Origin of the sequence: Azospirillum cavernae (assembly GCF_003590795.1) — a bacterium.
GTDB classification, from domain to species: Bacteria; Pseudomonadota; Alphaproteobacteria; order Azospirillales; family Azospirillaceae; genus Azospirillum; species Azospirillum cavernae.
Map to the genome: position 1 here is coordinate 166,245 of NZ_QYUL01000004.1, position 23,047 is coordinate 189,291.

A 23,047-nucleotide genomic window follows, 5' to 3' on the forward strand; every position below is an offset into this window, starting at 1 on the left:
TCACCCGCCGATCAGCACGGTGCCGGTGGCGACCACCTTGCCCACCGGCATCGGCGCCGGATCATTGCAGGTCAACGCCGTGTCGCCAGCGCGCACCGCCGGTTTGTTGTTGATGAGCACGGTGGCGCTGCCGGTGATGACGGTGGCGCGGTTGGTCGGCGGATTCTGGAACGCGCCGCCCGAGGGGATGTGCGGCGGCGCGTTGTTGGCGCTGCATTGCAGGATCGCCGCCGGTTTGCCGTTGACCAGGACGTCCTTGCTGACGCCGCCGGTGATCGGTCCGCTGAAGGGCGACGGCAAGGGCGTCGGCACCGTGCTTGGCCCGACGACGACGAGCACGATGTGGGTGTCGACCGCCTGTATCCGGTCGCCGAGCTTGGCTGCGGGTTTTCCCATGCGCGGTCCTCCTCCTCAGTTCAATCGGCCTCAGTTCAATCGGACAAGCGAGCCTTTGACGGCGACCTCGCCCTTTGCCTTGACGCTGGCGTTGCCGGTCGCCGACATGGTCAGGTTGCCGGTCGAAGCGGTGATGTCGACGCTGCCGCCCTTCAGCGTCAGCTTGCCGTTCGGCGCGGACAGGATCAGATCGCGCTTGGCGCTGATGGTGATCGTGTCCTTTTTGGTGTCGATGGTGATGGTGTTGCGGTTCTTGTCGGTGATGGTGATGCTGGCGCCCTTCTCCGAATCGTCGAATTCGAGGTAGGCGCCGCTCGACGTCATCAGTCGGCGCACGTTGGCGATCTTCGCGGTCGGCACCGGGGCGTGGTCGACGCCGTTCCACAGCGCGCCGATGACGTAAGGGCGGCTGACGTCGCCCAGTTCGAAGGCGACCAGCACCTCGTCGTTCTTGGCCGGAAAGAAGAAGGCGCCACGGTTGGCGCCCGCCGTGAAGGAGGCGACGCGCGCCCACGCCGAGGCCACTTTCAGCGTCGGGAAATCGACCAGCACGCGGTTGAGGTCCATCGGATCGCCCTCGGTCTTCGAGACGAGGCCGACGACCACGCCGAACACCGTCTCCTGGGTGATCGGGTTGTCGGGCAGCAGGGCATCTTCCAAGGTCACAGGCCGGTCCTCCTGAGGTCGAGGTGGGTAGCGTAGCCCTCCTCACTGTCGAAACGGTGGGTGGCGCCGGTCACGTAATAGAGGCCGTCGAACCGACCGCCGATGTTGGTGAGCTTGATGTTGACGCCGGGCTTCAGCGCCGGGTTTCCGGCGCATTCCGCCTCCCCTTCGACGAAAGCGCCGAGGTCGCGTTCGAACACGCCGCGCGCCAAACTCTCGGCGATCCGGGTGTCGACCACGCTGCCGTCGGGGGCGCTGACGGCGGAGGAGGCGAGCTTGGACGACGCCTCAAAGCCAGTCTGCCGACCGCCCATGCGGTCGTCGGGCCGCCCGCTCGACACGGTGGCGCTGATCGCGCGCTTCGCCTTCGGGTCCCAGCCGGTGCGCGTCACCTTGGATCCCTGGGTCAGCGCCCGCATGCGCGCGCGGAACGCGATCAAGCCGACGCCGTATTCCAGACTGACCACCGGCGCCCCACCCTGCCGCCCGGCGCGGAAAATGATGGTCTGGTCGTTGGCGAACAGCTCGAAGCCCAACCGCTCGGCCCGCGACAGGATGAAATGGAAGTCGCTGACGTTGTTCTGCATCGCGTAGGGATAGACCGCCGTGGTCGATTCCACGTTGGGCCGGAAACCGGCCTCAGTGACCACCTGTTGGACCATCTTGCTGTCCGGCATGTTGAGGAAGGTGCGCATCTTCGTGCCGAAGCTCATCTTGAACAGCGCGTCGTACCCGGTGATCTCGTAGGTCCGGCTGGACGGCGTGAGGATCGGTTCCAGCGCGCCGATCTGGCCGCTGAACACCGGCTTCGGGTCGGACTGGCCCAGTTGCGCCGTCATGGTCTGGCCGATCTGGAAGCGACCGAGGTCGAGCGACCGTCCCGACGCGGCGTAATCGTCGGGATCAAGGGCCACCATGCAGGACGCCGGCAGGTTGAGCCGCTGTTCGACGACCATCGTCCGAACGGCGGCGATCAGCCCCGGCGTCGCCGCCTTGCCGTCGAAGGACAGCTTGAACACCCCGTTGAGGACCGAACTTTTGGCCATCGCCGCTCCTCACGCGTGGAAGTCGGGGATGACGAGCGTGCGGCCGACGTCCTGCGCCGTCGGGAACGCGATTGGGTCCTCAATGCCGTTGGCGCGGGCGATGGCGCGCCAGTTCGCCGGGTCGCCCGTTTCAAGGAAGGCGAGGACGTCGAGGCGATCGCTCGACTTCACGATGTGGAGCTTGCGGCAGTTGTCGAGTCCGGCGTCCTCCATCACCTGTTTGGCCGTTGGCGTCGCCGTGAACGTCAGCGACAGCTCCGCCCGCACGGGCACGCCGCTGGCCAGGAACATGGTGAAGCGCTGCGTCAGCCGACTGAGGATGCCGCTGTACTGGAAGCCGCCCCAACTGAACAGGCATTTGGGCGGCTCGCGTTTGGCGCCACGGCCTTCGGTCGGCTCTTGCAAGGCGGCGATGCGCCCGGTCAGCCGACGAACGTCGGCGCCCTGCTCGTAGGTGTCAAAGAACAGATCGACGCTGAACTCCGGCTCGGCCAACGACTGGAACTGCACCCCCGCCGACGAGCGGTTGACCACGAGGGAGCGCAGGCGCGTGTAATCGACCGGGTTGTACAGCACGGGAATTTTCTCTCCCGTGTCCAGGTTTTGGATGATCGCCTTGACAGGTTCGCGCGATGTCACAGCCCGCCCCTCCGTTCCTGAAGCCGACGGACCTGCCGTTGGAAGTGCGGGAAGAGCTTCTCCGCCAAGCGACCGATGTCGCCGCCGGGGAGTTGGGCCAGCGCCCGGCGCAGCGTGGCCGGGTCGAGGTCCGGCGCAAGCGCCGCCGCGACCGGCGCGGGGGCGGGACGGGAATCCTGGACGGGCGGCGCCGCCGGGCGTGGCGCCCGATGGACCAGCGTCGGCGTCCGGACGGCGGGTGTCAGAACTGCCGGAGCGGCGGGGGTCGCCCTGCGGGCGGCGGGCGTCAACAGGATCTCGCCGCCGCCGGTCGCCCGGTTCGCGACGCTGAGGCTCCCGGCCCCCTGGGCGGCGGCGAGGGGGGGGATGGCGGTGGGCGTTCCGGGCGCGGCGGGTGGCCGAATTCCCTGCCGGACGCCGCCGATGGGCGGCGGCGCGGCGGCGCGGATTCGCGACGGCGCGCGCGCCGACTGGATGGGCGTTGCGCCGATGGCCGGGCGACGCTGCGGCGTCACGGCGTTTGCGGATGGTCGGGCGGCGTCTTGCGGCCTAAGCAGGCTTTCCAGACTCCGCCCACATATGAGCGGGCTTGGAAAACCTGCAAAACAGAGAGTCCGCAGGTTTCTCCAGGCCCCCCGCGCCACAGTCGCTGGCGCCGACAGGACGGCGAGCGTCCGGCTCCGGCGCGGTGGATCATTGGACCCTGTGGCTGCGCCGGGATAGGGGCGCGCCCCCGCAGGCGGCGAGGGATCCGCCGCGCCGGAGCCGGACGCCCGACCAGCCGGGCGGTTCGGGGAAATAAGCCCGGCGACCGCAGGGAACGCGCGCATCGCCGCCGCCCCCAGCCGCGCGCGGCCCAGCGACAACGCCGCGCCGACCTCTCGCACGCTCTGCGGGCTACCTGTTGATGGGTCGGATCGCCGGGCGTCGGCGACCACTCCGAGAGCATCTGGCGAGTCCACCGACGCCAATCGGACGGACGGAATCCGGCGCCGCATCAGGATCGGCGCCATCAGGATCGGTGTTGCTGGCGCGGCCCAGCGCGGTGGCTGACTGATCGGCAGGGGAGGCGCCGCTGGGCGGCGCGGAGAGGAGCCAGCCAACTCCGTTTGGGCAGGGGAGGGGAGGTCCTTCGGAGCGGCGACCGGGATCGTCCGCGCGGCTCGCGGCGGCGACGCCGAATCGGCCACGGTTTCGACGCTGCGGAGCGCTCTCCATCCGTCAGCGCCGAGATTATCCGTTCCTCGCTCCTGGGCGCGCTGCGGCCACGCCGCCGCGACGGGCGGCTTCCGCCGACCCGCGAGGAGCTGGGAAAGGGCCGGGACGATGGGGCGTTGCCGCGCGGCGGCGTCGCCGACGCCCCTCTTCCGCCCTCCGGGAATCGGAACAATCCATCGGTCGGGACGGTCCAGGTGGAGCGTGCGCGCGAACGCGGTGAGAAGGGCTTCGACCGTTGGAGACCCCGCCGCCGTTCCCGGACGGGCGCCCTGCGGATGGCGCAGCGCCTGCCCGGCGAGGCTCCGGGAAGGACCGACAGGTGGGCGCGCCGCCGCCGACGCGCCAGCGCGCCTCAAGGCCGACAGGATCTGCGCCGGAACCGCCATCGCCGCCGTGGCGTTCGGTGGGCGACGCCATGGCGCGGGCCGCAGCCGGTCCAGGCTGATCGCCAGGACATACAGCGCCGTCCTCAGCAGCGATGGCGACGGCGGCGCCAAAGACCGCAGCGTCGGCGACACGAACAGGTCTGCCGTTGGCGTGACGAGCCGACGTCGGCGGCGGCGCGCCAGCCAACGCGCCAACTCCGCCGCCCGCTGCCAGGACGTGTTGAGCCGACGCCCCGTCGTCAACAATGGTCCAGGGTTGGGGACGGCGGGGCGGCGGGGGCGCATGCCTAGAACTTTCCCCTGGGCGAGCCTGAGGCTGACGCGACGGGATTGTCCAGCCCCTCATGGGCCAGCGTGATGGAGGAGGTGAGCACGGTGCTGCTGCTGGCGTCGAAGCGCGGGCCGCTCCACGCGATCGGGTAGGCGCGGCGGAAGTTCCACCACATGACCGGCGTTTGCGCTTGGTTCATCAGATAGATGGTGCCGTTGCGGCGCTGGATGACGCCAGCCACCACGTCCTGATACCAGGCCAAGAGCATGTCGACGTCGGACAGCCCCTTGATGAGCTGGAGGTTGGCGTAACTCGACCCCTTCGGCAGCTTGTAGCTGCGCGCGTTGTCGCCGCCCTGCCGACGCTCCTCAATCTCGGTGGTGATGTCCAGGCCGGAGATCTCGGTGAAGCCGCCCGCGATCAGCCCCTGCACCTCGACCAGAAAATTGAAGCCAAGGTAGGGGTCGAGCCGCAGGCCGGTCGCGCGGCTGGCGGCGGTGGCGGCGGCGCCCGGCCCGAGGGTGGCCATCGCCTAGACCAAACTGTCCAGCGGGACCGCTCCGGGCTCGTCGCCCACGGCCTGCCGGTTGATGGCGCTGGCTTCCGCGCACCAGCGCTGCCGTTCGGAATGCTCCATGTTCATCAGGGTCCCATAATCCCAGTGCAGGTAGTGGGCGAGGAAGGCTATCTCCCGGTACAGCGCGTCCGACGGATAGCCCGTCAGCCCTCCCCCGACGAGGGGCCTCCCTCAATCTCGAAGCTGTGCTGACACTGCGGGCAGACCACGGCGATATGGTCCTCGCCGCTGTCGTTGATTTTGCGGTAGAGGGACTGCAAAAAGGCGAAGTCGGCGGAGAACAGACCCTCGATGACCTTGGGGGTTATCATGTCGAGCGTGCCCAGCCGAACGACGACGCGCGCCAGCAGGATGACCGTCAGATAGGCTTCGTTCTGGCGGACACGCGGGTCCTTGGCCGGCAGCAGCTCGTCGGCGGCGGTGGCCAGCCGCATCGTGCCCTCGCGGTGCAGGGTTCCCTCGGAATCGACGTAGCCCTTGGGCAGAGTGAACGGGAATTCTGTTTGCAGCATCGTGGTCCCTGCCTTCTCACTTCACGCGGACGATGGTTTCGATTTCGAGTTCCAGGGTCTCGATCATCGCCTCGCTGCTCGACGCATTGAATCCGGTGGTCGAGTATTTGGTGGGCCAGGCGTTTCCCATGTTCCAGCGGACCTTTTCCTGGGCCGCGTCGTCGATCAGGATGATCGAGATGTTCTTGCGACCGCCGACCGCCGCGCCGAGTTGCGACACGGCGCTGTACCAGTCGTAGAGGTCCATCGAATCGGTGAGGCCGCGTTTGAGCGTCAGCGTCGTGACCCGGGTCAGGCCGGACAGCTTGCGAAACGCGATGTCGGTGCCTTCGCGATAGGTGGTCGATTCCACCGTCTGGTCGGGCAGCGTCGCCTCGGAAAACCCGGCCACCTGGAGGCCCTGGATTTCGAGACGGAAGCGGAAGCCCTTGTAGGGATCGTTGCGGGTGCCGGTGGTCGCCATGGCGCGGGTCCTGGAAAGCGGGAACGGAGCGGTCGCGTCAGCTCGAGCCGAGCGTCGCCTGCTGGATGCGGATAATCACGAACTCAGCCGGGAAGACGGGCCGGATCTTGATGTCCACCACCAGTTGGCCTTGCATCTGCAACGCGGGCGGGTTGTTGGCGGCATCGCACTGCACCTGGAACGCTTCCTTCGCGGCGGCGCCGAACAGCGCGCCAGCCTGCCACATCTGCGTCAGGAACTCGGTGATGTCGCGCGTCACCGTCCCCCACAGGCGCTGGGTGTTCGGCTCGAACACGACCCATTGCAGGCTGCGGTACAGCGACATTTCGATTTGGATCATCAGGCGGCGGACGCTGATGTAGATCAAGCTGGGGTCGCTGGTCAGCGTGCGCCCGCCATAGGCCACGATGCCGTAGGTCGGGAACTGCCGGATCGCGTCGATGCCGTTGGGGTTGAGCACGTCCTGGTCGGTGTCGGTGAGGATCCGCGTCACGCCTGTGGCGTTGCGCAGCGCCCCGTAATTGATGCCGGCGGCGACCTGCCAGGGACCAACCGCCTGGTCCGTCGCGGCGTAAGTTCCGGCCATGGAGCCGGACAGCGGGATCGGCACGTTGCGGCTGTTCGAGGGGTTGAGGAAACTGATCCACGGGTAGTAAAGCGCGCCATAGGACGAGTTCAGCGCGTTGCCCTCGGGCACCTTGCCGCTGCTGCTGGCGCGGCCGGTCTTGAACGCCACGATCTCGTCGATGGTCGCGGTGAACGGTGAATCGGCGATGTAGAACAGGTCTCTGTGCGGCCGCCGTTCGCAATAGCCGACGACCTCCAGAACCTTCTGGCGCTGCGCGCCGAGATCGCTGGTCGACACCGTTTCCGGCGCCACCAGCAGGCTGATTTCGGCGACCGTGTCGAGCGCTTGCAGGGCCTTGGCCAGATCGATCGGCGTGCTGTCGGCGTCGCCCGCGCCACGGCTCAGCGACGTTGGCGCCATGTTGTCCGGTCGCTTTGGATCCGGCGCTGTGGCGACGGCGACGCGGACGAACAGCGACGCGCTGTTGACCCGCAGCTCCATGTTGCACGGGGCCGCGCCGGTTTTGCGCAGGTCGTTGGCGGAGAAGCCGGGGAACGCCTCGACGAGATAGGCTGTGGCGCCGCTGATCTGGATCTTCGTCAGCTTGTTCGCCGCCGCGTAATGCTCGACAAGCTGGTCGCACAGGGTCAACGCCTCGCCGACGGTCGGCATCGTGTAATACACGTTCAGCGCGAAGACCGGATTGACCTGGGTGGGGGGATCGTCCGGCATGGACGGGTAATTGGCGATCTCGACGCTGAGCTTGTTGCCCCAGGCGCCGAGCGAGGCCGCCGTGACGGTCAGCGCGCCAGCCGCGATGGAGGCGGCGGCGCCGCCCGGTTCCGCTGCGACGATGTAGCAGATGGAGCCGCCCTGCAAGAAAAAGTTGTAGGCCGCGAATGGCATCTGGCAACCCCACATGAAGCTGCCAAACGTATCAACATATTGATTCCAACTGGTTATCTGGAATGCCTTGTTGTAGGCCGGCGCCTTTTCCGCCAACCCGACGAACGCGGTGTTGCTGGTGCTGACGGGCGAGATGAGCTGGGGGCCGGGCAGCTCCTCAACATACACCCCGGGGTGCAGGTACGCCGCCATTGATTGCCCTCTGTGTGAAGTTTTGCACGGAAAAGCGCGTCATGTACGTATTAAATACACATATCCATATAATTTTCTGACTGTCAAATCTATTAATACGATATTCAGCGAAGAATACAATCGTAATAATTATCGCATCGCAGCATTCATATGACTATTACAAGTGTAATATACATTCGCGATGTTATAACACGAATGTGTGCCAATTGAAGAAACGGCAACAAACGATCAAATGATCAATTACGCATTTTGGCATGTTGACATTATATTAATGCTCGCGTGGATATATGCAAGCGCCGTCGGAAACGGCATTGGCGCGAAATTCTTTCACATCAGCGAGTGAGGTTGGATCATGTCCGATGTTGAAGCGCTTAACGAAGCTGGCGGGCCGGAGGCTCGCACGGGAGCCGGTCGGCGGAGCGTCCAGGTTGAGGTTTACAACAACGTCAACGCCACCCTGACCATCGGCAGCGTGGCGAAGCCGAACGATGCCGACTGGATCGACGGCGAGAAGCCGAAGGTCGACGCCTCGCTGGAGCCTCAGCGTTCGCAGACCTGGGGCGTTTACAACGCCGACGCCACCAACGTCGATGTCGAGGCGACCGTCCAGTTGATCGGCTATGGGAATTCCCCGCTGCCCATCCGCTTCTTCAATCTGAAGAACGGCACGTCCGGCGTCGATCCCGCCGTCAACGACGTCCTCAAAATCACGTCGCGTCCGTTGAGCGGTGGCGACAAGGCCCACGCCCGCTACCGGGTCGACATCGAGTTGAAGTGCTGACGACGTCCGAGTGATCCAAGCCGCCGCCGCGCGCGGCGGCTCGGTGGTCATTCCCGGCGGCGTTTCGCGCGCCGTTGGAAAGAGCATTGGCGCGAACGTTTTTCACACCAGCGAGTGGGGTTGGATCATGTCCGAGATTGAAGCGCTGAACGAAGCTGGCGGGCCGACGGTCCGCACGGGAGCGGGTCGGCGGAGCGTCCAGGTTGAGGTTTACAACAACGTCGACGCCACCCTGACCATCGGCAGCGTGGCGAAGCCGAACGATGCCGACTGGATCGACGGCGAGAAGCCGAAAGTCGACGATTCGCTGGAGCCTCAGCGTTCGCAGACCTGGGGCGTTTACAACGCCGACGCCACCAACGTCGATGTCGAGGCGACCGTCCAGTTGATCGGCTACGGGAATTCCCCGCTGCCCGTCCGTTTTTTCAATCTGAAGAACGGCACGTCCGGCGTCGATCCCGCCGTCAACGACGTCCTCAAAATCACGTCGCGTCCGTTGAGCGGTGGCGACAAGGCCCACGCCCGCTACCGGGTCGACATCCAGTTGAAGTCCTGACGACGTCCGAGTGATCCAAGCCGCCGCCGCGCGCGGCGGCTCGGTGGTCATTCCCGGCGGCGTTTCGCGCGCCGTTGTAAAGGGCATTGGCGCGAACGTCTTTCACACCAGCGAGTGGGGTTGGATCATGTCCGAGGTTGAAGCGCTTAACGAAACTGGCGGGCCGGAGGTTCGCACGGGAGCGGGTCGGCGGAGCGTCCAGGTTGAGGTTTACAACAACGTCAACGCCACCCTGACCATCGGCAGCGTGGCAAAGCCGAACGATGCCGACTGGATCGACGGCGAGAAGCCGAAGGTCGACGCCTCGCTGGAGCCTCAGCGTTCGCAGACCTGGGGCGTTTACAACGCCGACTCCCCCAACATTGACGTCGAGGCGACCGTCCAGTTGATCGGCTATGGGAATTCCCCGCTGCCCGTCCGCTTCTTCAATCTGAAGAACGGCCTGTCCGGCGTCGATCCCGCCGTCAACGACGTTCTCAAAATCACGTCGCGCACGTTGAGCGGTGGCGACAAGACGCACACCCGCTACCGGGTCGACATTGAGCTGAAGCTGTTGCAGCCCATTATATCCGGCTGATCCAGGCCGCCGCCGCGCGCGGCGGCTCGGTGGACGTTCCCGGCTGCGCCTCACGTGCCGCCGGGAACGTCGGGGCGGGTCGCGTGCCCGCCATGAATCACGCGGAGCGACATAGCGACATAAGGCGCTGACATGTCCACCCCTTGGCCGGATCTGGCGATCGCCGCCGTCACCCGCGCGTTGAAGGACCGCCTTCAGCGCGCGCTGGACGCGTCCGACATCAACGGTCAGGTGCGCACCGACAAGCCCGACAAGGTCAGCGACGTCACCGGCCCGGTGATCAATCTCTATCTGTATCAGACGGCCATCAACCCGTTCATGCGCAACGACGACATCCTGCCGGAGGTCGTTCGCGTCGGCGCCGGCGGCGCGGTTCAGTTGGTTCGCGCCTGGCAGGTGCCGTTGAGCCTGCACTATCTCCTGTCCTTCTATGGCGACGAACAGAAGCAGGAGCCGCAGCGCCTGCTGGCCGTCGCGATCGCGGTGCTGCACCGCTACCCCACCATCGCCGCCGACGCCGTGCGGCGAAGCGCGCTGGTCGGCTTTCCCCAACTCGCCCCTGAAGCGGCGTCGGAGGTCGCCGACATCACCTTGACCATCGCCGACTTCGGCCTCGACGACATTTACCGACTTTGGTCGGTGTTCAAAGGGTCGTTCGCCCTGTCGTTGGGCTGTCTGGCCGAAACTGTGGTGGCGCAAAGCGCGCCCAGGGAAGACGAAGGTTGGCTGGTTGAGGCGCTCGACCTGCGCGTCGCCCAGGACTCCGCGATGCGCGGCGTGAGCGTCGAATTGACCAATGCGGGGCCGCAGAGCCTACGACTCGCCTCAGCGTCGGCCCTGTCCGGCCATTGGGAGGCTGGGCGGGATCCGGTCGATTCGCCGGTCATTGCCGCGTGGGGCGGCCACGCTGTCTGGCGCGTCTGCGCGGACGACGCGGCGCAGGCCCCCGCAGGCCGGGTCGAACTGGTCCGCGACGATGGCGGAACCCTGCTGTTCCAATTCGACAGTCTGGCGTCCGGCGCGGCGTCGTGCACGGTTGAGGGCGCTGCGGCCGAGGTCCGGCGCGCCAATCCTGACGATCTCGCATATCCCGTCTTCCTGGTCCGGCTTGTCGACTCCGGCGCATAACCGGCTTGCGAATTGGCGCGTATGAAGAGAAAATATTTAAGGCGCCACCACCTTAGACTTTTTTTGCAGCCATATAGCTGCGGAGTCCGCGCATGCCGGTTGCCTTCCTCCCTCCATCACCGGCCCGCCGCGTCGCGGCGGCGCCCGCCGCCGGGCAGCGACCTCCGGCGAAGGCGCGGCGCCTTGACGGCGCGGGGGCCGGGCGGCTCCAGGCGGCGTTCAACGCCCACGCCCCGGTTGCGGTGCAGGCCCTGTTCGGGGGCGGCGCTCCGGGGCCGCTCCCGAACAGCTTCGCCCTGCCGTCCGGGGCCGGGCAGGCGCTGCCGGACGGGCTGCGCCAATCGGCCGAGCGCTTTTTCCAAAGCGACTTCTCGTCCGTGCGCCTGCACGTTGGGCCGGAGGCGGCGGCGATCGGCGCCCACGCCTTTGCCGCCGGGGACCGCATCGTCTTCGCGCCGGGGGCGCTCGACACCAGCAGCGCCAGGGGCCGCGAGGTGCTCGGCCACGAGCTGGCGCACGTCGTCCAGCAGCGCGCGGGCCGCGTGCGCTCGCCAGCCGCTGGCCTGTCCGTCGTCGATGAACCGGCGCTGGAGGCGGAGGCGGATCGGCTTGGCCGCGCGATGGCGGGCGCGTCCGCGAGCCAAACCAGCGCCGCAGCCTATGCGGAAGGGGGCAGGGATCCGGGAAGCGTCGGCGAATCCTCGACGGCGCAACGTTGCAAGGTTGTGCAGCGCATGGATTTCAACGGTCCGACCGTTGGCGTGGAGCAGGAGCTTTCGGGCGTCAAGCTGGCGTGCAGCAACCGTGACCGGGGCGTCATCGGCGAGGTTCGCAACGGCGGCGAGGTTTTGGTCGAATTCACCACGGATATGGGCGGCGACGGCTTGTACACAATCGAGCTGCGGACCACACCGTGCGTTAAGGCCAATGCCCTGGAGGTCGAAGCCCGCAAGACGGCCACGCGCGTGATGCTCGACGCGATCACGAGCGCCGGTCAGGAACGGCGGGCGGTCGATGGCGATGTGGATCTCCGGCCCGCCGATCACGCCGCTGGCTTTAGCATCAAGATCCTTCAGCCCAGGCACAGCATCCGCTTGGAGGGGGGCGGCGACTTCTCGTTCTCCAACCAGATATCAATGGGGGTCGGGACCGACGCGCTGGCGGTTGGTGACGACCCGGACGCCGATTTCATCCGGAACTACGCGGCGAGAACCTGGTACGATCAGGATCTTGCCGAACGCTTGCCAGTCGAAGGGCTTGACGAACCCGGCAAGGCGCGCGGCGCCTATGCGCTCGTCGCCTCGGTGATAACGTTTCTTGCGCGGTTGCGGCGTGAACAGGGCAAGGGCGCCCTTGATGGTTCCGACGACATCGCCGCAGGCCTCCACACCCCTGAGACGAAGAACCGTTGGGGCGTGCTGCCCCGCACGCCGCCTTGGCAATGGCTGAAGGTTCTGACGGCGCACGACATGGGCATGGTGAAGGCCTTCATCCGTGAGGAGTTCAGCGCTGAGCGATTCGATCAAGCCGCATACCGCTACATCATGAGTGAGCAGGATCTGGCGGGTCATCAGATTCCGGCGGCGACGATCAACGAGAAGCACAGCAGCGTGTTCGAGTTCAGGGAGGTTCCAAACGAGCTGGCCCCGTTCGTATACGGCGCGCACATCCCCGAAGCCATGTCTGGCCCGCCGACAAGGCTCCCGCCATGGGCGATGGACGCGATTCTCAAGCGGCGCCCCACTCAGACGGACGATTCGGAGAGTTCGGACGACAGCGATTGGGATGGATGATGGGAGCAGGACCAGTCTCCGCGCCCAGACCGACGAACGCGTCGCCGCCGCCGATTCCAGAAGAGGCCGGTCTTGCCCATGTCCGCGACCGGCTCACCGCGCTCGCCGCGCATCCGGACTCCCTCCTGCCGCCGTCCCCATCGGCTCTGACGCTTGACCATCCGGCGCTGGCGCATCCGCAGTTGCAGCGCCTGTGCGCCGCCTTTGGTCTCACCGCTTTCGAGGCCCAACTTCTGCTGTTGGCGCTCGGCGTCGAGATATCGCCCGAGATCGCCCGGCTCTGCGCGGTCTGCAACGGTGGCGACGACCGGGGATGCGCGACGTTCCGCTTGGCGATCGCTCTGTTTCCAGGCAACGAATGGCGAAGCCTGACGCCAACCGCCGCTTTGCGGTTCTGGGACTTGGTGGCGGTCGATCCAGGCGGTGGACTGCTCGACGCGCCGCTGCGGCTCAGCGAATTCACGCTGCACTGGCTGTGCGGAGTCGCCAGCCGCGACCGCGCGCTGATGGAATGGCTCGACCCCCTGTCCGGCGGGGCGGTCGAGCCAATGCCGACATCGCAAGCGGTGATCGCCGGGCAGGCGGCGGCGCTGCTCGGTCGGGGGGACGGGCAGTCCGCCATTCTGCTCCGCTCGCCCTCCCAGGAGGACAACGCGCAGGTGGCGCGCGCGGTGGCGGCGGCGCTGGGCCTGCCGCTCGACCGGCTGCGCAGCGAAGCGATCACGGTCGACGGGTCGGCGCGTCGCACGCTGACGCGGATGGTCCTGCGCGAACAGGCGCTGTTCCCGAGCGTCCTGCTCCTCGAACTGGATGAGCCGGACGATACGGCCGAACGGCAGGCCGTCCTCGCCGGCTTTGTGCGCAGCGTGGCCCCGGCCACCCTGATCGTCTCGGCGCCGCCACGATTCATGTTGCCCGGCGCCCGGCTCGTCGCTTACGACGTCGCCCCACCGACTCGCGACGAGCAACTCACGCTGTGGCGGGCGCGGCTGGGCGACGCGGTCGATGCGTTGGGCGATGTGCTGGGCCGTTTCGACCTGCGCCGGTCCGACATCGACGCCGCGTGCAGCGCCGCCGCCGCCGCGCTCCAGGCCAATGGTGAGGAGCCGCGCCCCACCTCCTCCTTGCGCGTGCACGTCACCGCTGCCTGCCGCGCGCAACGGCGCGGGTCGCTGGAGCGCTTCGCCGAGCGCCTGCCAGCGGCGGCGACGCTCGACGACTTGGTGCTGCCGACGACTCAGCACGAGCAGCTCCGCGCCATCGTGCGGGACGTCGCGCACCACCCGGCGTTGATCCAGCGGTGGCTGGCGGCGGGCGGATCAGCGCGCGGGCTGGGGCTTTGCACGCTGTTCACCGGACCGGCTGGCGCCGGCAAGACCACCGCCGCCGAGGCGCTGGCGCGCGCTCTCGACCTCGACCTGTTCCGCATCGACCTCAGCGCTGTGGTCAGCAAATACATCGGCGAAACGGAAAAGCAGCTCAACCGCGTGTTCGACGCCGCCGAGGGCGGCGCCAGCCTGCTGCTGTTTGACGAAAGCGACGCGCTGTTCGGAAAGCGCACCGATGTGCGCGACAGCCACGACCGCTACGCCAACCAGGAGGTCAGCTTCCTGTTGCAGAAATTGGAGACCCATCGCGGGCTGGTGGTGCTGACCAGCAACCTGCCAGACGCGCTCGACGCCGCCTTCCTGCGCCGCTTCCGCTACATCGTGGACTTCCCTCTGCCGGGGCCGACGCAGCGCGAGGCGCTGTGGCGCAAGATCCTCGGCCGGGTGGCGACGGGCGAGGCGCTGGACTTTCCCCGCCTCGCCCGCCTCAACCTGTCCGGCGGGCACATCAGCAACGTCGCGCTCCAAGCGGCCTTCTTCGCCGCCGCAGACGGCGGGCCGGTCAGCATGGAGCACGTCCAGCGCGCCGCCGCCGCCGAGTACCGAAAGCTGCACCGCACGCTCACCGAAGAGGATTTGGCCGTGTGACGGCGGTGTCCTGCGGATCGCCGGAGGGACGCGACCGGCCTCGCGCGGGGATCGTGCAATCAACAACCCCACCGTATGGGAGTCGCCGTGTCTCGCCTTTCCGTTCCGCCGCATCCGAAGCGATCGGACAGCCCTACGACACCCGCGCCCTCCCGCCCGGTCGCGACGGTCGCGCAACCGCGCCGCGCCGCCCTCTCGGCGACCCAGCGGAGCTTGCCGGGCCTCGCGCCGACGACGGGAGACGTGGTCCGCAGCGTCGCGCCGCCAGCCGCGACCTTCGGCGCCCGCCCAGCCGCTTCGCCGCAGTCGTTCAGGCCGACCGAGTCCGGCTCTGGCGTCGCGGTCCAGCGGCTCAGGAAGCACGCGATGGCCTACGCCAACGCCAACCCCGGCCTTGGGTTGTCGGCCGATTTGATTTCCCGGGATTCGATCATTGAGTTCATAGCCAAGCGCGTTCCCGTCAGCAGCGTCGCCTCCTCTGGTCCCAAGCTCGTGAAGCGGCGGCGGTCCCCCGATCCCCTGTCCGAAGACGACAAGAAGCTGTATCGCGGGTTGATCTACAAATGGAACATCGGCCAGAAGTCCAATCAGCACATCCAGGTTCCAGCCTCTCTGGAACCGACGATCACCGAGGTCGACACGACCGGCGAGACCTGGAAGACTCTGGAAAAATTCGATTTCAAGAAGGGCGCCAAGGCGGTCGGCTTCGATGAGTTGATAAAGCTGCGCCGCCGTGGAAGCGATGATCTGTCGGCGCGCCTTGGCAAGATCGAAGCTCCGAAGAAAGACGACCCGACCGATCTCAAGCGCATGAAGCTGAGCGACTATGCCGACCACACCGTTTACATGGGCCTGGGCGACTACAGCGCGACCTCCGCCGAGAAGAGCAATTTCGTTGTCGGAAAATCGATGTCAGGCGTTCAGGGGTCAGAATACAAAACCCTATTCCCGGAAGAAGAAAAACTGATTAAGGATCCAAAATCACTCGCCACTTTGCATCTCCATGGACTGTTCGATCAAGATAAGTACAAACAGGCGTTGGAACCGTTCAACGAGGATCAAAGAAACCTGTTCAACATGACGACATCCCTGCTGACCAACGAAATTCTAGGGCGCTCGCGCTCGAATCTTATTGACGTGACGGCGTCACTGGTGACGACCGCCGTGCAGGGCGGGAAGCTGAGCGACAACCTGCTCAGTTGCGGCCTTTTCACCCCGAACAAAACCGACGACGCGCGCAATGTCGGCGGCGCTGAACTGTCGAAGATCGGCCGCGTCGGCAGCGCCTTGACCTTCAAGGGTCTCAGCAGCAAGAATCAGGAGCTTGTCGCCAACAATCAGGCCATGTTCGGATCTTTTCTGGAAACGGTGGGGTCGACGGACGAATTGGACAAGGCCATCAAGGAGCTAAACGAGCGATTCGTCAGCAACGCCTCCAAACTCACCTTCGCCTACAAGCCTTGATCGCGTTGCGGCGACGCGGTCGGCTGCTCCCCCCGCAAAGGCCGAGCGACACGGCGGAGGAGATCGGCAAGCGGATCATCACCAAATTCCTGGCCGAGAACGCCGCCGAGAAGAGTTTCAACAATCGCCAGCGCATCATGCTGGTGGCGTCCCGTTTCGATCCGCAAACCCTGTCGGCGGTGGCCTGGTTGTCGGGGTACGACGTCGATATTTCCTGCGTCGCGCTGACTCCCTACAAACAGGGGGCTTCAACCTACATCGCGTGCGAACGCCTCATCCCCGCCAAGCGCGCCGACAGCTATTTCATCGGCTTCGGCGATGGCGGCGTCGTGGAGGCTGGGGTCGTCTCGCGACCGGGGACGAAGACCAGAACCAACCTGCCGCGCATGTCGAAACTGATCGATTGGGGGATCGTGAAAATCGGCGCGACCCTCTCCATCAAGGGGTACGCCGACTCCGCCGCCACGGTAATCAACGCCAAAGACGTCGAATTCAACGGCGCCCGCATGACCTACAACCAGTGGGGCCGCGCCGTCACCGGCTGGTCGGCCATTTGCGTTTACGATTGGGTCATGACCACAGACGGTCGAAGCTTGACCGATCAACGCGCCGAAACCGTCCCGGACGAAACCAACATCGAACCGGCGCCCCTTGTTTGAATGGGATCCGGTGGGTCAACTCGACCGCGCGCCCAAATCAGAAAAGCCGGGCGTGTGGCGCCGCCATCGCGCCCTGGCGCGTCCCGCGCGGTCTCACCTTCTCGGCGAATTTGGGCCGACCTGGGAAGGCCCGAAACGACAAAACCCCGCGAAAGCCGGATGGCCGTCGCGGGATCTTAAGGGCGCCGTGGGCTTGACGCCCGTCGGCGCCGAAGCCGTTACTTCCGCGCCTTGCGAGCGGCGTACCGAGCGTCACGCGCGGCTTTCTGCTCGATCAGGAGTTCCTGGTCGTTGGCGACCCGCGCCGCGCTTTCCTCAGCGGCCTTGCTCTCAGCGGCAAGCTTATCAGCGGCGACCTTGGCCGCTGCGGCCTCGCGCTCCGCCTGACGTTCGGCGGCGCGTTGCTCGCGAGCGACGCGAACGGCGAGGCGGGCGGCCTGCTGTTCGGCAAAAGTCGCGTCATTCACGATGGAATTTTCGCGGAATTTCCGCAACTGATCTTTCTTCGCGGCCATCGCCGCGCCCTGCCGATCACCAAAACCCTGTTCCTTAAACCCGCTCATTAACGAATACTTCTCTATCGTTTCTTCAATCGCGCAAACAATCTATACCACCGCGCGCCTATCCCGACACGCAATATTTGGGCGGCTCCCTTGCGATTCGGGGCGCGGCGTTTTCAACATTCAAACAACCACCGCACAGTGATCGCTGGAGAGCGCGCGGAGCGTTCCGCCCGCGCAACCGGCGACGCCGCTTGAAAAATCTCGCCGCGCAGCGGCTGCAAACCCTTGGCTGGTTTTGTCTTGAATCGATGGCGGGTGGCCCTTCTGGAAGGTGTCCTGATGTCGACCATTTTCGCGTCCTATTCAGCCCAGACAGCAGGCTGAGTTTTCCTTAGAATGCGAATTATACGCAGTTGCATCACAACGCCGGTTTCTGTACGGTCTTCGCATTAACCCTTTGTAGTTAGTGCGAAAGAAAGGCGTCGAGCTGTGTCGCGAAGGAAACACCACCAGCAGCGCCCGGCAAAAGGCGTGAAGAAAATGAAGACGCTGGCGTGTGTCGCCTGCGCGGTGACGATGGCTTCGACCGCCGCGTTCCCGGCGTTGGCGGAGGAGGCGACAGGCGCCACCCCCGCGCCGCTGCTGCTTGGGCCGGTGACTCTGATTGGTGACGGCGTGGCCCCAACCGTGGGCTATCAGCCAAAGCGGTCCTCCCTGGCGACCGGCGCCGACACCCCGTTGCTCGACGTGCCGCAGGCGGTCAGCGTGGTGGCCGCGCCCGTCCTCAAAGACCAAGCTGTTCGGACGCTGGATGAAGCGCTGGCGAACGTCAGCGGCGTCACCCAAGGCAACACGCTGGGCGGCACCCAGGACGCCTTTATGAAACGTGGTTTTGGGGACAACCGCGATGGCTCGACCATGCGCGACGGGCTTCGGACGGCGATGCCGCGCAGCTTCACCGCTGGCGCCGACCGTGTCGAGGTGCTGAAGGGGCCAGCCTCGACGCTCTACGGCATCCTCGATCCCGGTGGCCTGGTGAATGTCGTCAGCAAAATGCCGGAACTGACCCAACATGGCGAGGCTGCGGCCTGGGTCAGCAGCTTTGGCGGTGGGGGCGGGCAGGTTGACGTGACCGGGCCGCTGGCGACCGGCTCAAATCTCGCCTACCGCTTTGTCGGCGACCTTCAGGACACCGCCTATTGGCGCGAATTCGGGCGCATCCGGCAGAAAACGGTCGCCCCCTCGCTGGCCTGGTACGGCGAAGACACCACCGTCACCCTCGGTTACGAATACACCCGGTATCAGGTCCCCTTTGATCGCGGCACGATCTTTGACGCCAGCACGGGCAAAGCGGTTCCGGTGTCGCGGCGCGAGCGCTTCGATGAACCTTACAACGTGACCAGCGGCTTCACGCAGCTTGCCCGTATCGGCGTCAATCACAAGATCGATTCCAACTGGGCCGTCAGCGTCAACTACGCCTACAGCCACAACTGGTACAAGGACGATCAAGCGCGCGTCACCGCCTACAACGCCCGAACCGGAGCGTTGACCCGGCGCGCCGACGCCACCCAGGATTCCAATGTGGACGTCCATGCCTTGCGGGCGGACGTCACCGGCAAGGCCGAGTTCGCCGGGCTGCGCCATCAGTTGTTGTTCGGCGCCTCTTATGACCACAGCGACACGCTGCGCACGGACTTGATCCGTGGTTCGACGTCGACGGCCTTCAACATTTACAACCCGGTCTATGGCCGTCTCGCGCCCAGCCGCAATGTGGTGGCGAGCGACAGCGACCAGACCGAACGGCTGGAAACCTCCTCGGTCTATGTCCAGGATTCTGTGGAGTTGGGCGATCGTTGGATCGCGCTGGCCGGTCTGCGTTATCAGCATTACGATCAGTTCGCCGGTCGAGGCCGCCCCTTCAACGTCAACACCAACGTGCAGGACGGCAAGCTCGTGCCGCGCGTCGGCGCCGTCTACAAAGTCACGCCGGACGCGTCCATTTATGCCAGTTGGAGCCAAAGCTTCCGGCCAAACTCCTCAATCTCCAGCTACATCGGCGCCCTGCCGCCGGAGGAGGGCGACGCCTACGAGGTCGGCGCAAAGGTCGAGTTGGCGCGCGGCCTGACCGCCACAGCCGCCCTCTTCGATCTGCGCAAGCGCAACGTGCTCTATTCGGAAGTGGTCAACGGCCTCACGGTGAACCGCACCGCCGGCGCGGTGCGGTCGCGCGGTTTTGAGCTGGACGTCGCTGGCGACGTCGCGCCGGGGTGGAGCGTCATCGGCAGCTACAGCCTGTTGAACGCGCAAGTCACCGACGATCCCGCCAACAAGGGGAACCGTTTGGCCAACGTCGCCCGCAGCACCGCTTCGCTGTTCGTCACGCATGATTTTGGATCGGTGATGGGCGGCACGGCTTTGCGGATCGGCGGCGGCGCCCGCTACGCTGGCAAGCGGGCGGGGGACGCCGCGAACAGCTTCTACATGCCCGCCTATGTGGTGGCGGACGCCTTCGCCTCCTATGACACCGAATTGCATGGCACGCCGGTCAGCTTCCAAGTCAATGTTAAAAACATCTTCGACAAGACATACTACACCTCGGCGGTCAACAATCTCGGCGTCGCGGTTGGGGAGCCGTTGCAGGCGGTCTTCCAAACCAAGGTTCGCTTCTGATGGCGAGGATGATTGCCGCCGCCGCCTTTGTTTTGGCGCTTCTGCCGCAGCTTGCCGGGGCGGCGGGTGTGCGGACGAAGGATCTGACCGGCGCCGAAATCGTCTTGTCCAAGCCGGTGGAGCGGGTGGTGGCGTTGCCCGCCCCCTCGGCTCCGACGTTGATCGCCGTCGACCGTTCGGCCGACCGTCTTGTCGGCATGCACCAGACGGTGCGCGAGGTGGCGAAATCCGGCCTGCTCGGCAGGTTGTTTCCACGCTTGAACGACGTGCCCGCCTCGCTGCTCAGCGCTGGAAAATCGGCCTTCATGCCGAATGTTGAGGCCATCGCGGCCCTGGAACCCGACCTTGTGCTGCAACGGGGTGAACTGGGGCCTCAGGTGGTGTCGCCGCTGGTCGAGGCTGGGCTGAAAACCGCGCTGATCGTCTATGGTGACGAGGACGCCACGCGCCGCAACATCCGCCTGATGGCCGATCTGGTCGGCCAACCGGAGCGGGGGGAGGCGTTGGTCGCCTGGCGGGATGACGTCCTTGGGCGCATCGCCCGTCCCGATCATGCCGCCAGCGGCGGGCCAACCGTGTTGTTTCTGTCGCGGATGGCTGGCCATCTGGTGGCGACCGGAACAGGGACGCCAACCGATTTCGCCATGACCGTCGCCGGTGGCCGGAATGTCGCCGCTGAGCGGGCTGGCTCCATCACCGTCACCGCCGAGCAGATCATGATCTGGGATCCCCAAATCATCCTGCTGAACAGCGCCAACCGCGATCTGAATCCAGCCGACGTCTATGCGGATCCCCTGCTGTCCAGCACCGCCGCCGCGAAGGCCAGGCGGGTCTACAAGGCGCCCGTCGGCGCCTTTCGTTGGGAGCCGCCGAACGCCGAAAATCCGCTGTTCTGGCTGTGGTTGGCCAAGCTGTTCGCCCCGGACGCCCAAACATACGATCTGCGGGGCGAGATCCGACGGGGCATCGCGCTGGTCTATGGCCGGGAACCATCCGAGGCGGAGATCGACCATCTGCTGCTGCCCGAGATCAATCAGGGGGCGCTGAATTATGACCGTATCGTCAGCCGCTGATTCTCGGGATGGCGTCACCGCCCACGCCGCCGCGACCAACCGTTCCTGGCTGTTGGTTGCGATGGCTGCGGCGCTGGTGGCGATGATGGTGGTCGCGCTGTGCGCCGGTCGTTTCTCCGTCACGCCGGGAACCGCGCTGCGCATCGTCGCGGCGCAGATTCTGCCGGGCGGGCTGGAAGCCGACTGGAGTTCGTTGCAGGAACGGATCGTCCTGCTGGTGCGGATGCCGCGCGTGCTGATGGCTGCGGCCTGCGGCGCCGGTTTGGCCCTGTGCGGGGCGGCCCTTCAGGGGGTGTTCCGCAATCCGCTGGTGTCGCCGCACATTCTCGGCGTGTCGTCGGGCGCGTCGCTTGGCGGAGCCGTGGCGATCCTGCTGGGCGTGTCGGGGGCCGGGCTGGTCGGGCTGTCTTTTCTGGCTGGCGCCGCCGCCTTGCTGCTGGTCGGGCTTCTGGCCCGCATCGACGGACGCAGCGGCGTCGTCACCGTGGTGCTGACCGGCGTCGTCGTCTCGGCCTTGTTCAGCGCGCTGGTGTCGATGGCCCAATTCCTGGCCGATCCCGACAGCTCGCTTCCCGCCATCGTGTTCTGGCTGATGGGCAGCTTCGCCGCCGCCGGGTGGCGCCAGACGCTGCTGGCGGCGCCGGTGATCCTGGCCGGGGGGCTGGTCATCTGGGCCATGCGCTTCCGCATCAACCTGCTGTCGTTGGGCGAGGATGACGCCCGCATGTTGGGCGTGCGGGTGGAGCGCGACCGTTGGCTGATCTTTGCGGCGGTGGCGCTGGTCGAAGCGACGGTGGTCTCCTTTTCTGGGGTGATCGGCTGGGTTGGGCTGGTGGTTCCGCATTTTGCCCGGCTGCTGGTCGGATCCGACCATAGAATCTTGATTCCGGCTTCGGCCTTGATGGGCGGGGCCTATCTGCTGCTGATCGACACCATCGCCCGCACGGCGACCACGGCGGAGATCCCGCTGGGGGTGCTGACGGCCATCGTCGGCGCCCCGATCTTCGCGCTGCTGTTGCGGCAACGGCAGAAACAGGAGATGGGCGAATGATCGGCCTGAACGGCGCCGGAGTGAGGCGCGGCGAGCGCTGGATTTTCCGCCATCTTGATCTTCAGCTTGGCCCGGGGCGTTGTCTGGCGGTGCTCGGCCCCAATGGACGGGGGAAGACCACGTTGATCCGCGCGCTGGCCGGTCTGCTGCCGCTGGCCGAAGGGGAGCGGAGCGCCCCGCAGGAGATCGGTTACGTCGCGCAGTCGATCGGCGACAGCGTTCCCTATCGTTGCCTTGACGTCGTGGTGATGGGGCGGGCAAGGCGGATCGGTCTGTTTGGCTCGCCGAGCCGGGCCGACTACCGGGCCGCCGAAGACGCGTTGGCCCAGGTCGATGGGTTGCGGTTCGCCGACCGCTTTTTCAACCGCCTGTCGGGCGGCGAGCGGCAGATCGTGATGTTGGCCCGCGCGCTGGTCACTGGCGCGGAGGTGCTGATCCTCGACGAGCCAGCCTCGGCGCTGGACCTCGCCAACCAAGCGCTGCTGCTGTCGGTTCTCCACCAACTGCGCGCGGATGGGCGGCACGCCATCCTGTTCAGCACCCATCTGCCCCAGCATGCGCTTTGCATCGCCGACGAGGCCCTGCTGATGTTGGGAGTAGAGGAGCATCTCCAAGGGGCGGCGGACACGGTGATGACGGAAGCCAACTTGGCGCGGCTCTACGGAATTCCCATTCACCGCGCGCGGGTCGCCGGAACGGTCGAGGCGGTGGTTCCCGTCTTCCTTGACGGGGTGGGAACCGCGCGCTCGTAACTCGGCCCCCATTTCCCACGCGCGGAGATTGGGTCGTCGGTCGTCTGGGGGGCTTCCCGCGTCACCCCTGCATGGGGCGACGCGGGCAATTCGTCAGTCGCCGGTGAGGTTGTCGTGATCGTTCGTCTCAGTCACGATCCATGCGTCCGAAACCGTACCGTTCTGTTTTACGACAGACGGGCATTCCAACTTTGCGCCGCCGATTCAAGTTGAAGTGCGACGTC

Annotated in this window: 23 protein-coding genes; 12 read left to right on the top strand and 11 right to left on the bottom strand. The window is 66.1% G+C overall.

The genetic code is table 11. The features are described 5' to 3' along the window. The 10 genes from D3877_RS24000 to D3877_RS24045 are packed head-to-tail and all read right to left on the bottom strand — an operon-like array spanning position 1 to position 7,648. On the bottom strand, positions 1-396 hold the full coding sequence (locus D3877_RS24000; RefSeq protein WP_119833330.1) for a PAAR domain-containing protein: 396 nt from the start codon (positions 394-396) through the stop codon (positions 1-3). A gap of 30 nt (positions 397-426) precedes the next feature. Continuing rightward, positions 427-1,062 carry a phage baseplate assembly protein V gene (locus D3877_RS24005; protein WP_119833331.1) on the bottom strand — a complete coding sequence of 212 codons (636 nt, stop codon included), beginning with the start codon at positions 1,060-1,062 and terminating at the stop codon, positions 427-429. Next, positions 1,059-2,108, bottom strand: a complete 1,050-nt coding sequence (locus tag D3877_RS24010; protein ID WP_119833332.1) for a phage late control D family protein — start codon at positions 2,106-2,108, stop codon at positions 1,059-1,061. The genes D3877_RS24005 and D3877_RS24010 overlap by 4 nt, the downstream gene beginning before the upstream one ends. Before the next feature lie 9 nt (positions 2,109-2,117). Continuing rightward, positions 2,118-2,747, bottom strand: coding sequence for a CIS tube protein (locus D3877_RS24015; protein ID WP_119833333.1), 630 nt, complete (start codon positions 2,745-2,747; stop codon positions 2,118-2,120). Further along, on the bottom strand, positions 2,744-4,636 hold the full coding sequence (locus tag D3877_RS29600; protein ID WP_147395279.1) for a hypothetical protein: 1,893 nt from the start codon (positions 4,634-4,636) through the stop codon (positions 2,744-2,746). Before D3877_RS29600 ends, D3877_RS24015 begins: the two co-directional genes overlap by 4 nt. A gap of 2 nt (positions 4,637-4,638) precedes the next feature. Next, positions 4,639-5,151: a phage tail protein gene (locus D3877_RS24025; protein ID WP_119833335.1), complete on the bottom strand. Its 513-nt coding sequence runs from the start codon at positions 5,149-5,151 to the stop codon at positions 4,639-4,641. A gap of 3 nt (positions 5,152-5,154) precedes the next feature. After that, entirely contained in the window at positions 5,155-5,346 is a 192-nt protein-coding gene (locus tag D3877_RS31085; protein ID WP_119833336.1) for a DUF6760 family protein, read from the bottom strand. Next, positions 5,343-5,711 carry a phage tail assembly protein gene (locus tag D3877_RS24035; RefSeq protein ID WP_119833337.1) on the bottom strand — a complete coding sequence of 123 codons (369 nt, stop codon included), beginning with the start codon at positions 5,709-5,711 and terminating at the stop codon, positions 5,343-5,345. Before D3877_RS24035 ends, D3877_RS31085 begins: the two co-directional genes overlap by 4 nt. A gap of 16 nt (positions 5,712-5,727) precedes the next feature. Next, positions 5,728-6,174, bottom strand: coding sequence for a phage tail protein (locus tag D3877_RS24040; RefSeq protein ID WP_119833338.1), 447 nt, complete (start codon positions 6,172-6,174; stop codon positions 5,728-5,730). A 37-nt stretch (positions 6,175-6,211) separates the two neighbouring features. Further along, entirely contained in the window at positions 6,212-7,648 is a 1,437-nt protein-coding gene (locus D3877_RS24045) for a phage tail sheath family protein (RefSeq protein WP_158599988.1), read from the bottom strand. 544 nt (positions 7,649-8,192) lie between these two features. Between D3877_RS24045 and D3877_RS24050 the strand changes: the two genes are divergently transcribed. The 8 genes from D3877_RS24050 to D3877_RS24085 all read left to right on the top strand — a co-directional run bounded on the left by D3877_RS24050 (position 8,193) and on the right by D3877_RS24085 (position 16,774). Further along, on the top strand, positions 8,193-8,621 hold the full coding sequence (locus D3877_RS24050) for a hypothetical protein (protein WP_119833340.1): 429 nt from the start codon (positions 8,193-8,195) through the stop codon (positions 8,619-8,621). Positions 8,622-8,748: 127 nt separating this feature from the next. Next, complete coding sequence (locus D3877_RS24055; RefSeq protein WP_147395280.1) at positions 8,749-9,177, top strand: hypothetical protein; 429 nt, start codon at positions 8,749-8,751, stop codon at positions 9,175-9,177. A 10-nt stretch (positions 9,178-9,187) separates the two neighbouring features. Beyond that, positions 9,188-9,754, top strand: coding sequence for a hypothetical protein (locus D3877_RS24060; protein WP_119833342.1), 567 nt, complete (start codon positions 9,188-9,190; stop codon positions 9,752-9,754). 132 nt (positions 9,755-9,886) lie between these two features. Continuing rightward, positions 9,887-10,882 (top strand): Pvc16 family protein, encoded by a 996-nt coding sequence (locus D3877_RS24065; RefSeq protein ID WP_119833343.1) that lies wholly within the window; start codon positions 9,887-9,889, stop codon positions 10,880-10,882. 242 nt (positions 10,883-11,124) lie between these two features. Then, complete coding sequence (locus D3877_RS24070) at positions 11,125-12,675, top strand: eCIS core domain-containing protein (protein ID WP_158599989.1); 1,551 nt, start codon at positions 11,125-11,127, stop codon at positions 12,673-12,675. Continuing rightward, positions 12,672-14,651, top strand: coding sequence for an ATP-binding protein (locus D3877_RS24075; protein WP_147395281.1), 1,980 nt, complete (start codon positions 12,672-12,674; stop codon positions 14,649-14,651). The genes D3877_RS24070 and D3877_RS24075 overlap by 4 nt, the downstream gene beginning before the upstream one ends. An 87-nt stretch (positions 14,652-14,738) precedes the next feature. Next, entirely contained in the window at positions 14,739-16,115 is a 1,377-nt protein-coding gene (locus D3877_RS24080; RefSeq protein WP_147395282.1) for a hypothetical protein, read from the top strand. Next, complete coding sequence (locus D3877_RS24085) at positions 16,112-16,774, top strand: hypothetical protein (protein ID WP_119833347.1); 663 nt, start codon at positions 16,112-16,114, stop codon at positions 16,772-16,774. The genes D3877_RS24080 and D3877_RS24085 overlap by 4 nt, the downstream gene beginning before the upstream one ends. A 218-nt stretch (positions 16,775-16,992) precedes the next feature. Here the strand turns inward: D3877_RS24085 and D3877_RS24090 are convergent, their stop codons facing one another. Beyond that, positions 16,993-17,337, bottom strand: a complete 345-nt coding sequence (locus D3877_RS24090) for a DUF6481 family protein (protein WP_119833348.1) — start codon at positions 17,335-17,337, stop codon at positions 16,993-16,995. A gap of 480 nt (positions 17,338-17,817) precedes the next feature. Between D3877_RS24090 and D3877_RS24095 the strand changes: the two genes are divergently transcribed. The 4 genes from D3877_RS24095 to D3877_RS24110 are packed head-to-tail and all read left to right on the top strand — an operon-like array spanning position 17,818 to position 22,823. Beyond that, positions 17,818-19,947, top strand: a complete 2,130-nt coding sequence (locus D3877_RS24095) for a TonB-dependent siderophore receptor (protein WP_119833349.1) — start codon at positions 17,818-17,820, stop codon at positions 19,945-19,947. Beyond that, positions 19,947-21,020 carry an ABC transporter substrate-binding protein gene (locus D3877_RS24100; protein WP_119833350.1) on the top strand — a complete coding sequence of 358 codons (1,074 nt, stop codon included), beginning with the start codon at positions 19,947-19,949 and terminating at the stop codon, positions 21,018-21,020. Before D3877_RS24095 ends, D3877_RS24100 begins: the two co-directional genes overlap by 1 nt. Continuing rightward, entirely contained in the window at positions 20,998-22,071 is a 1,074-nt protein-coding gene (locus D3877_RS24105) for a FecCD family ABC transporter permease (RefSeq protein WP_199720934.1), read from the top strand. The genes D3877_RS24100 and D3877_RS24105 overlap by 23 nt, the downstream gene beginning before the upstream one ends. Next, positions 22,068-22,823: an ABC transporter ATP-binding protein gene (locus D3877_RS24110; protein WP_119833351.1), complete on the top strand. Its 756-nt coding sequence runs from the start codon at positions 22,068-22,070 to the stop codon at positions 22,821-22,823. The genes D3877_RS24105 and D3877_RS24110 overlap by 4 nt, the downstream gene beginning before the upstream one ends. Positions 22,824-23,047: the final 224 nt, after the last annotated feature.